General features: G+C 54.6%; 8 protein-coding genes. 3 read left to right on the top strand and 5 right to left on the bottom strand.

Translation table 11 applies throughout. The features are described from left to right. The coding region (locus VK738_14610) for a hypothetical protein (GenBank protein ID HTD23888.1) at nt 1-1,285 on the bottom strand (1,285 nt) is incomplete at its 3' end. A 218-nt stretch (nt 1,286-1,503) separates the two neighbouring features. Continuing rightward, entirely contained in the window at nt 1,504-2,652 is a 1,149-nt protein-coding gene (locus tag VK738_14615) for a YncE family protein (protein HTD23889.1), read from the bottom strand. Nucleotides 2,653-3,226: 574 nt separating this feature from the next. Between VK738_14615 and VK738_14620 the strand changes: the two genes are divergently transcribed. Further along, entirely contained in the window at nt 3,227-4,630 is a 1,404-nt protein-coding gene (locus VK738_14620; protein HTD23890.1) for a delta-60 repeat domain-containing protein, read from the top strand. A gap of 222 nt (nt 4,631-4,852) precedes the next feature. Here the strand turns inward: VK738_14620 and VK738_14625 are convergent, their stop codons facing one another. Together VK738_14625 and VK738_14630 are read right to left on the bottom strand one after the other, a co-directional pair. After that, complete coding sequence (locus VK738_14625; GenBank protein ID HTD23891.1) at nt 4,853-6,436, bottom strand: iron-sulfur cluster-binding domain-containing protein; 1,584 nt, start codon at nt 6,434-6,436, stop codon at nt 4,853-4,855. 43 nt (nt 6,437-6,479) lie between these two features. Continuing rightward, on the bottom strand, nt 6,480-7,529 hold the full coding sequence (locus tag VK738_14630) for a 3-oxoacyl-[acyl-carrier-protein] synthase III C-terminal domain-containing protein (protein HTD23892.1): 1,050 nt from the start codon (nt 7,527-7,529) through the stop codon (nt 6,480-6,482). Between the two features lie 291 nt (nt 7,530-7,820). Here VK738_14630 and VK738_14635 point away from each other — a divergent pair, with 291 nt between their 5' ends. After that, nucleotides 7,821-8,042, top strand: a complete 222-nt coding sequence (locus VK738_14635) for a hypothetical protein (GenBank protein HTD23893.1) — start codon at nt 7,821-7,823, stop codon at nt 8,040-8,042. 125 nt (nt 8,043-8,167) lie between these two features. After that, nucleotides 8,168-10,633: a malectin domain-containing carbohydrate-binding protein gene (locus VK738_14640; protein HTD23894.1), complete on the top strand. Its 2,466-nt coding sequence runs from the start codon at nt 8,168-8,170 to the stop codon at nt 10,631-10,633. A gap of 88 nt (nt 10,634-10,721) precedes the next feature. Here the strand turns inward: VK738_14640 and VK738_14645 are convergent. Beyond that, a partial coding sequence (locus tag VK738_14645; protein HTD23895.1) for a malectin domain-containing carbohydrate-binding protein occupies nt 10,722-10,965 on the bottom strand: 244 nt, incomplete at its 5' end.

The following is a 10,965-nucleotide window of genomic DNA, read 5'->3' on the forward strand; positions in this document are numbered from 1 at the left end:
TGCTGCTGGTATGAATCGCGGAGGTGTTGAAAGTCGAACCATTGAACTGGAACTGCCGCAGGAAGTCGTTTTCTCCCCACACATAGACCATCGGACCGGCGCTGTTGCTGTCCCAATACACCGGGCCGCCGTGAATGTGCAACGTGGCGCATCCGTTGTGCACAAACGTGGCCTGGAACTTCTGCACGATTTGCGTGTCGTTGGCGACCTCGTGGCCCATGTTATTGGTATTCAGAAGATAGAAGATGCCGTCTTTGCCCCCGCCGACGATGAGGCTGGTGTTTGGAATCAGTAGCGCTCCGGCAGAACCTAAGTCGCGGTCACCGTTGTTCATGTTGGGCCAGTCAGAGGGCGTAAACCAATCCTGCACGCCGAGGCCATTGCTTGGGTTCAGCTTGACGAAGCTTTCTCCGAAGTTGGCGTTGTTGTCAAAGGTTCCGTTGCCGGTCATGTAGTAGAGGTCGCCATTGAAATCCACCGTGGCGCCCTGTCCAGCCTGCCAGATACCGGCCTGGGTGCCGCTGGGGGTGTCGTTGAAAACGTGGACCTGCTGAAGTGTCGAGGCGTCATAGCCCATGACGAAGCCGTGATAACCCCCGAAGTCGCAGAACGACGACCATGCAATATAAACAAGTCCCTGGGAAAGGGTCAGCGCCGGGCGCTGATTCTGGACGACAGGATTAAACCCGTTTGCCTGGATGACGACTTGGGCGGCCGCCTTGTCATTGCCGGTGGTGATATCGATTGCCCGCAGCCTCTGCACCGTGCCGCCGCCCTCAACTGTGCGGGCCACGAAGTACATGGTATTGGTGGAGGCATCAATCACCGGCGTGCCAACAATTCCGATATGTCCGGTGTAGTCGGTGTACACGTTGCACAATCCGCCGGTCCCGACCTCTGTGTTATTGGTGGGACGGCCACCGTTGTTGAAGTTGCGCGTCCAGAGCGCGGAGCCACCCTTGTCTGCGTCGAATGCATAGATGGTGTTGTTCACCGTCGCCACGTAGACCACATTACGTGTGCCGCCTGCGATATTGAGATTAGCGACGTAGAGAGGCGAAGCGTAAACTTGATCGTCAACGGGCAGCTTAAATAGCTGACCAAATTGGTTACCGTTCACATTTGACGTATTTAATATGGTCTCGCTCAAATTGGCGCCCGTCCGCTGGTTGTCATTGTGCTGCGTCAGGACGCTGACCTGCGCTGATGTCAATGTGCTCTCGAGCAACATACATACTGCCAAAACCAAAAATGGCACACACTTCCGGCCTTGAGTCATTTTCATAATGCCTTCGCCTTCTCGTTAAATTTGGATTTTTTTCATCACGACAAGTTGTCGTGGAACTTTGGGGGCCTGGAGATTGTCAATTTCAGAGCTGGAGGAGTCAAGTTTTATTGTGTTAAGCGAGCAATTGCAAGGTTAATTTAACAGGGATTAAGTTATTGAAAACAAATAGGTTAATTAATACATGATTGCAAAGTGCTCTACTTCGGTTGACGGTTCTATTGCATCTTCAGCAAACCGGATTTCCCGGCTCCGTCGATCACTGTCACCGTATTTCCGTCGTAATTCACGACATAAATCTTGTTAGTTGCCTCATTCACCGCCAGCGCCTGCGGATGTATTCCCACATCGAGCGTACGGCCCTGCTTCCCGCGGCCATCCAGTACCATGACGCTGTTGCTAAATTGGTTGGCCACATAGATCTTGTTGGTCGCCGAATTGACCGCGACGGCGAATGGATCGGACCCCGCCGGCACGCTGTTGGTCTGGTTCGTGGCCCCATCAATAATCGTCACATCGTTGCTGTGGGTGTTGGTTACGTAAACTTTGTTCGTCACCGGATTGACTGCAATGGCAACCGGCTCGTGGCCTACCGTCAACGTGGTGGCGCTATTGGTTCTGCCGTCAATAACTGTCACTGTATTGTCGGTGTGCTTTTCCATATGATTATTGGCCACATAGATCTTGTTGGTCCGAGGATTGGCCACAACTGTAATTGGGTTTGTGCCTACCGGGACTGTTTTGGTGTGGTTGGTGGCGCCATCGATTACCGACACGCTGTCACTGTGGCCATTGGCGACAAAGATCCGATTGGTTGCCGCATTCACCGCAATCGCGCGCGGCTGCCCTCCTACGTCGACTGTAGTGGTGGTTTGCGTGGCACCATCAATTACGGTCACACTGGAGCTTCCCCCATTGGCAACATAAATTTTGTTGGTTACCGGGTTCACCGCGACCGCATCGGGAAAATGCCCAGCGCTCACCGTCGCGGTGTTATTGGTTGTTCCATCGATCACGGTAACATTTTCGCTATCAAGATTCGCCACATAAATCCTGTTTGTACGCTGGTTTACGGCGACAGCATAGGGATGGGTTCCCACCGTGATTGTGCTGGTTTGGTTGGTGGCGCCATCGATGACAGTCATAGTCGAACCGTTTGAATTGGCGACATAAATCTTGTTGGTCAGAGGATTCACCGCCAGGGCGGCAGGCCCGCTGCCGACTGGCAGAGTCGCCGTCACCTTCTGAGCGCTGGCATGCGGGGAGAGAGCAAGGGCGGAGAGAATTACGCCCAAAATGATTTCGATCAGATTCCTGACACCGCCGGCGCTGCTGTAACGTTTTGCCATCGTTATGGAGTACATCATTCGGTTATCCAGAGCACGTGCGTATTTTGGTGACATAAGAGTTTCCATTATTGCTTCCGATGGAGTCAAGTTATGTGTGTTAACTCAACGTTTAATTGACAAAATTTGATTTGCATCCGGCTTTTGCGGCCAGGACTAGAGGAAACCTTTTTCGAAGGCGAAAAAAGCACAACGAAATTCCGGCACTTACTTATTTATTCAAATCGACGCGTTGCCCATTCCAGACGGGTGGGACCACAAACCTGCTGCAAACTCGAACTGGAATTGGATAGCGCTGAGGATAGGGGCAAGGCCGCATTGAATGTCGCACCCCCCTCTGGATTATTCTGCGCCCAGAGCCGGTTCGCAGACGAACGGCTGGTAATTTTCCTCTCGTGTGGCGGTTAACTCTTATAACTCGGCGGCTCAGGCAACTATCCGCGGTTGCCGACAAGACATTGACAGAATCGTTACAAGTACTCGGGAATGGACCCGTTTGATAGCGGTTATCGTTCCAGAACGGCTGCCCTCAAAAGTAGTTCAAGAAGAGGTGCGTCAGCCGACAGTGATGCAGGAGAAGAAAGGAAAAGAAAATATGATGTGTGAAATTGACGTAGTCAATCGCGCCCCGATGGGGAAGACGCAAAACCGGTTGCCAATGAGCAACTTGAATTTGGGAACCACGATTTGGGGTGTGGTGCTTGCCTGCGCAGTTCTGGTGGCCTGGTCAAATCCAGCAATGGCCCAGGCAGGGAAGTTAGACCCAGCATTCGGCACCGGAGGAACATTCATTTCTACCGCGGGAGAATTTAACAACACCGGTACTTTTGGCAATGTGGTAGCGCTACAGAGTGACGGCAAGATTGTTGCAGCAGGACAAATTGGCTTTGCCTCCGGCCTTTTACGTCTTACTACAAACGGCACCCTCGACCAGAGTTTTGGCAATGGTGGGGTGGTGATCATTCCTGGCAGTGACTTTAGCCTCGCTCAAATCATTGGAGTCGCGATTCAAAGTGACGGCAAGATTGTGGTTGGAAGTTCGAACCTTGAAGCAGGGTTTGGTCCACTCTTCATGCTTGCGCGCCTCAACGTGAATGGCAGTCTGGATACTACATTCGACGGCACCGGCATCGTAGAAACACAGATAGGCTCATTCGGGGCAGCGGCCAGCGTACTGGCGCTGCAACCGGACGGAAAGATTCTTCTTGCCGGGCAAAGCGTTATGGCGCGCTATGACGCCAACGGACAACTGGACGATAGCTTCGGCAATGGCGGCGAAGCCGCAATTTCTGTGTCAGGCCCAACCGCCATCGCACTGCAACCAGACGGCAAGATTCTGCTTGCTGCGGGCGAGATCGTGCCGGGTACTCTGACGGGACCTCCTGGCCTGAACCTGTCACAGATCGCAGGAATCATCTCGCGCTATAACGCTAATGGCAGCCTTGACACCAGCTTTGGCGCATCAGGACAAGCAGCAAGCGTGGTGGCAGCGTCGGCAATTGCGGTTCAAACTGACGGCGTGTGCCTGAGCACCTGCAAGATCCTGGTGGGCGGTAGTACCGTTAGCAGCTTGAGTATCAACAATGGGAACGCCTTTGGCTTTGGCCTGTCTCGCCTTACCAGCAACGGCAGCGTCGATGCCACGTTCGGCACAAACGGAGTCGTGGCAACTACCTTTCCTTCAGCCCAGCCCCAGGCCGTACTATTCGCTTTTGCCCTTCAGACCAACGGCGATATTGTTGCGGGGGGAACGGCTGGTCATCCAAGCGCGGCTCAAACGGACTTCGCTCTGGCACGCTATACCGGCAATGGTCAGCTGGATACGGCGTTTGGCTCAGCGGGCACGGTAACTACCACTTTTGGAACAACCCAGGCGGCAATTTCTGCTGTGGCTCTTCAGAGCGATGGCAAAATCGTGGCGGTTGGAGGTTCCCAGTTGAGCCCGGGGGTTCCAACCGGCAAGGTAGGCTTCATAGTCACCCGCTATCTGGGCCATTAATTGGTCAGTGCGGGTATGCCTCGCGCAACCATGTGTAACACAATAAGTTCCCAACATTGTAGAAAAGAGGGGCGGCTGCAAAGCCGCCTTTTTATTGGAGGAAAGGAGTTGACAGCATGGGGCGTTACGGCCAGCTATCGTAAGGCACTTTGACCACGCACCTTTTAACTTCTTGCTTTCAAATAACTCTCTTATCCGATTCAAGGAAATAGCGCCACGTTTTCAAGCATCGAGCTTGATGTCACTGCAGGCACGGCTTACGCATGGAAGTATGTAGCCCTGGGCTTTCAGCTCTGGTTCCAATCCGTCTTCGCGCTCCATTTGGACCTCGCCATGCAAAAGCCGGGTCGCGCAGGTGCCGCAACAGCCCTGGCGACAGCCATATGGCAGCGAGATACCATTCATTTCGGCGGTCTCAAGGAGCGTGTTTGCACCCGAAATTTGACCTGTCTTGCCAGTGCGAGCAAAGTCGACTTGAAAGGAACTGCGTTCGAGCGGCGCTGTCTGCACGCCTGCTGAGTGGCTTCCAAAGCTCTCCTGCATAACGTTTGCCGGGTCCACGCCCAACGAGACGAATATCGCGCGCGCACTTTCCATAAATGGAGGAGGACCGCAAAGAAAGACAGTAGAGGTCATGACGTTCCCGACATTTCTTTCTATCAATTCACGGTTAAGGTGGCCTCTGGCTCCGGTCCAATCTGAGTGCGGTTGCGACAAGACGAGAATTCGCCGAAAATTACGGATACTGCTTTCAAAACTCGACAACTCCGCTGCGAAGAAAACGTCTTGCAGCGTGCGGACACAGTAGATCAGCGTGACCTCGACTGGCAGGCAGAGATCGTCAATATAACGCAGCATCGACATCATGGGAGTGATGCCGCTCCCGCCAGCTACCAGCACAATGCTCCTATGCTGGCGCTCATCGAAACAAAATTGGCCGTACGGGCCGCGCGCGGTTACGATGAGTCCTGGATGCGCACAATCATTGAGAAAAACCGACACGCACCCATTCGGCGCGCGCTTTGGTGTGATTTCAACATACCCGCGCTGCGTGGGAGACGAACAGATTGAGTAGGAGCGAGTTATTTTTTTGCCATCGATATTCCATTCGAAGGCCAGAAACTGGCCGGGACGCGCGTCCCATCTCCTGTTTTGAGGAACAATAAAGCGCAGGGTTTTAGAGTCATGAGTTTGCGGCTGGACGCGTGAAAGAACAAGCGAGACTGCCGGCGGGTCGTGATCGGCAATGATTTTTGCCCGATCTTCTGCGCGCCGGTTTCCGAGCTGATCAACAAGAACCGGACGACTCGCCGTTTTTCCGGGCCTTCGCAGCAACAGCGTTCCCAGCAACACAAAAATAGAGGTAAGCACAAGGGCCGTGATTACAGGTGAAACGGGCTGCCCTGTCGCAGCGCGCAACACATGCCAGATGATATTCAAGGCAACTAAAGTGAATGAGATTGCGAAGATCGCTATGCCGAGGAAGCTGAGTACGTTTTGCGATCCTTTCTGATGGCGCGCGACAATAATTTTTACGGCCAGGAGTGGAGCCAGCAAGAGGGCCAAAACCACGTGCACAACAAGGCGCGCCGGCAGCTCATCCTCGGCGCTTCTCATTCTCAAGGTCATGTAATAGAGCATGACAGAGTAAATCGCGATGAAAAGATACCCGGCGATGCGATGCGCCACAACCCAGGACCATCCACCCGGCGTGGAACCATTTCTTTTCCCAAGCATGAGCCAGGTATTGAATCCGCCGAGGAGCACAAACAACGAACTCAAGACGATGCTCAGAGATGTATGCATGATGAGTACCTCACAAGATCAACTTCACGTATAAAAAGCCGCCTCACCAGCGAATCAGAACCATCTCTGAACAGAACCCCGGCCCCATGGCGGCCAGCAGCGCATAGCTTCCTGGTTCTGGACGTTTGCTTTTCATGATTTTCTCCAGCACCAGCAGTACCGATGCCGAAGAGAGGTTGCCGACGCTCTGCAGGCATCTCCATGAAACATCAAGGGCCCTTTTCGGGAGCTTGAGGGCCTGCTCGATGGCTTCGAGCACTTTAGGACCGCCGGTATGCATGATCCAGGTTTTGATATCGCACTTGCATAGGCCGTGAGCGCGCAGAAACTCATCCACGTCTTTGCACAAATGTTCAAGGATGATCCTGGGAACGTCGGGAGAGAGCACAATACGAAAGCCGTTTTCGGAGATATCCCAGCCCATCACTTCTTCAGTGTGCGGATAGAAGACGGAACGCGTTGCAATTATTTCAGGGCCGGGGTGGTTCATATCTTGACCGCAAACAATTACGGCCGCAGCCCCATCGCCAAAAAGCATGGATGAGATAACGTTTGCCGGTGAAACATCAGCCCGCTGCCAGGTCAGCGAACATAACTCTACCGAGAGCAAAACCGCTGCCTGATCGGGATGAGCTTTTACGTAGTCGGCAGCACGAGCAATTCCAGCGGCGCCACCAACACAGCCGAGTCCAAAAATGGGAATGCGTTTGATATTTGTTGGAAGTCCCATTCGATTGACGAGGCGGGCATCTACAGATGGGCTTGCGATCCCTGTAACGGAGACAAAGAAAAATGCGCCGAGTTGATCTTTGGAAAGACCGGCGGCAGTGACCGCCTGGCAGATCGCGGCTTCACCGAGATCTTGCGCAACTCGCAACCAGATAGAGTTTGCTTCGCCCCAGGAATAATGTCGTTTGTAATCTTCCAGGGGTAACGATAGAGCACGGCCTTGCACGCCAATACGTGTGTACAACCGCTCAAGGACCCGGGGGTGGCTGACCTCACCGGCCCATTGCGCCTTGAGAGCGTCCGTTATCTCTGATTGCGAGTAGTAGTGCGATGGCAGCGCGCTTGCGACACTTGCAATTCTCATATTGTTCACTAGAAAGGCCTGCACAGCTAGGCAGCCATGCAAGCCTCGGTCTATTCTTCAATTTGGTATTTGTGCCGCCGCTTCCTCATAACATCCGACTTGCAGAGCAGAAGCGACCGCCACGGATCAAGGTTCACCACTTTTCTAAAACCGAAATTGCCACAAAATATTCCTGGGATGGGTTGCGTGCCTGAAAATTGTGATTTGTAACTTTCAGGCCATAAAGAGCATCAAAAGGGCGGGTAAACCAGCCATGCGAGCCTTCGGCTGGATGTTTGGAATGTCCGGCATTTGGCGGGCCATCTTTACGCACACTGCGCCGATCGCCGTGATGCGAAAGGTCAGATGGCGCTCTTTACGGCAGACACCCGCTTCGTGGTATACATGAACGCCAAGGATCAGGCGCCTTCGCAGGAAATGCATTCGCGCGAGGCGCTGGCCCCAGTCATCGCGGAGCTGAACCCGTATGATGCCACTACGCATTTCGTGGACAGAGCACAATCTTCACGCTGACCGGCGACCGAGGCACCGGGGAAACTTACTGCCTGGCGCATCACATCACGGCCGGCGGTGGAAAGAAATCCTTGAATGATCGTCTCGCTCCGCTATCTCGACACGTTCGTGAAGATGGACTGCGGATGACTGCTCGCGGAGCGCCGGCTCTACGTGGACTGGCTGGAGGATCGCGCACTGTCATGATGGCGAATAACCAGGCGGCTTCGGGGTCGACGGTGAACGTTCCAGCGGCGGTCCAGACACGCCTTGTCATCGTGGGCGCGACTGGAATGGTCGGTGGATACGCCCTTCGCTATGCGCTCGATCACCCCGCCGTCAAACATGTGACGGCGATCGGGCGCAGAAAGCTTGACATCTCGCATCCCAAGCTGAAAGAAGTTCTGCACCAAGATTTCGCGGACTGCTCTGCGCTCGCGGAGCCGCTCTCGGGCCAGGACGCAGCGGTCTTTTGCCTGGGCGCGTATACCGGCGCGGTGCCCGATGCGGAGTTGCGCACGATAACCGTGGACTACACGATCGAGTTCGCGCGAGTTCTGCGCGGCAGCAGCCCCGACGCGAGGTTTTCATTCTTAAGCGGGAGTGGCGCGGACCCGACGGGACAAAGCCGGATGGCCTTCGCGCGCTACAAGGGAGAGGCCGAGAAGGCGCTACTTGCGGCGGGCTTCTCCCGCGTTTACCTCTTCCGGCCGGCGTACATCTACCCCGTGGAGCCGCGGAAGGAGCCGAATTTCAGCTACCGTCTGTTGCGCGCGATCTATCCCGCCTTTCGGGTGCTGTTTCCTAACCAGGTGATTCGAGCAGACGACCTGGCCCGGGCCATGGTCGATCTCGCCGTCCGGGGAACAGGGAAGGGTCCAGGCCTGGTTCTTGAGAACCGTGATATTATGCTCCGTGGCCAAGCATCTATGTATAAAGATAGCGGTCACATGGAACCGCCTCAAGAAGTTGGCGATGAGCCCCTGAGCTCAAGCAGGGGTACCCCGCGAAATGTTGAACATCAATCTGAAGCGGTTACTACCCATCCATGGAAAGGGAACAAGGCGGTTTCCCCATCCAACCCGATCGTCTCTGTAAATGCGGAAATCCTGGAGCAGCCAACAAAGGAACAAGAAAAGGCTGAAGTTGCGGCACTGCTTGCCACAGAGACATTCAGGCGTTCTCCGAAACTCTCGCGTCTGTTGAGCTATCTTTGCGATAAATATTTTGCCGGCGAAGCCGATGGACTCAAAGAGTACTGCATCGCTGTGGACGTGTTGGGACGCGATTCTGAGTTTGATCCGCAATTAGACGCCGCTGTCCGCGTGGATACCCACTATCTGAGAAAACGGCTGAAGAAGTGCTACGCCACGGAGGCGCGTGACCACAGAGTTCAGATTGTTATTCCGAAGGGACAATACATACCGCAATTCCTGCTGCGCTCGGAACCTGAGATATCTCGACCAGCACAGGCCCGTTGGCCCTGGCTCTCGCTTGCGCTGGTTGTGGCTGGTGTCGGCGCCGTGCTATGGATGACGATCGCGCGACCGTGGCACAGGCCTGCCAAGACTGAAACTGGGATACAAAATGTTCCTGCTGGAGCTGCGGTTGCAAAGGCAACTGCTTCGCCCGGAGCAACAGCAGTTGTTCCAGTTCCGTTGTCTCCCGCGTCTGAACCGATACGGATTCTCGCTGGGGAGCGCAGGGGGAACTATGTCGATAAGGCAGGCCGGGTCTGGCTCCCTGACCGTTACTTTGCAGGTGGCACAACCTTCCACCACGTTTCAAGCGAGATCGCGCGCACGCAAGACCCCGATATTTTTCAAAGAGGGCGAGAGGGACAGTTCGCTTATGAGATCCCGCTCAATCCCGGCATCTACGAACTTCACCTCTACTTTGCCGAAACCATGGTGGGCAGCGAAGGCCTGCGCACCGTCAGTCTTTCCATTAACGGGTTGCCGGTTTCCGGTCTGGACGTTGCTTTGGATGCCGGAGGCGTGAATATAGCAGCGGAGAAGATATTCAAGGATATTTCACCGGCCAAAGACGGCCTGCTGCATCTGTCATTTCAAGGGGCAGGCCCCAACGGCTTCGTAAACGCCCTGGAAATCCTGCCGGGTACGGCGGGGAAGATGCTTCCGGTTCGGTTGACGATGCAAGACAGCCCTTATCGCGATCATCTCGGACGAATCTGGATGCCGGACCAATATTTTCTAAGTGGCCGCCGACATACGGGAAAGATGCCCAGCGAGCACATCGATGGCACGGCCGATCCAGAGTTGTTCAGCACATATCGCTACGGAAACTTTACCTATTCAATTCCCGTCGTGGAAGGCGGCAAATATACGATTACGTTGTACTTTGCAGAAACCTGGTTCACCTCGCCTGATTCGCAGGGCGGCATCGGTAACCGGGTTTTTGATGTGTATTGTAATGGCCAAACCCTGTTGAAAGACTTCGACATTCTCAAAGAAACCGGCGGTGCCGGCAACCGGCCCGTTGTTAAGGTCTTCCATAACATTCCGTCCTCTGCCCAGGGCACACTCAACCTCACGTTTGTTCCCACCAAAAACTATGCTCTGGTAAGCGCCATCGAGGTCACTGAAGAATAAAACAGCAAGGCCGGCAACTGCTTGCAGCAGTTGCCGGCCTTTGCATTCATCTCACTTCTGCGCCGCCATGATGCGCAACGGTATCGAGTTACTGGACCTCGATGCCGCTGATGAAGGCCTTGTCGGTGACCGAGGTGAACACGATCACGTATTGGCCGCTCGAGTTGGCGTTGGCGGTGAACGACTGGATGAGCGCGCGGTTCTGCCCACCCGCCGTCTTCAAGACGTCGAAGTTGGCGAGTACCTGCGTTCCGTTGATGCTCACGTTAAACACGCGCTGCCCGGCCGCTGTCCAGAAGGTTTCGCAGAAGTGCAGCCGCACGGTGTGGCTC

Source organism: Terriglobales bacterium (genome assembly GCA_035487355.1).
Taxonomy (GTDB): Bacteria; Acidobacteriota; Terriglobia; order Terriglobales; family Acidobacteriaceae; genus QIAW01.

Coding starts and splice junctions, on each gene's coding strand:
- VK738_14625 (HTD23891.1), bottom strand. CDS start 6,436: ATGCATACATCTCTGAGCATCGTCTTGAGTTCGTTGTTTGTGCTCCTC.
- VK738_14620 (HTD23890.1), top strand. CDS start 3,227: ATGATGTGTGAAATTGACGTAGTCAATCGCGCCCCGATGGGGAAGACG.
- VK738_14630 (HTD23892.1), bottom strand. CDS start 7,529: ATGAGAATTGCAAGTGTCGCAAGCGCGCTGCCATCGCACTACTACTCG.
- VK738_14640 (HTD23894.1), top strand. CDS start 8,168: ATGACTGCTCGCGGAGCGCCGGCTCTACGTGGACTGGCTGGAGGATCG.
- VK738_14615 (HTD23889.1), bottom strand. CDS start 2,652: ATGATGTACTCCATAACGATGGCAAAACGTTACAGCAGCGCCGGCGGT.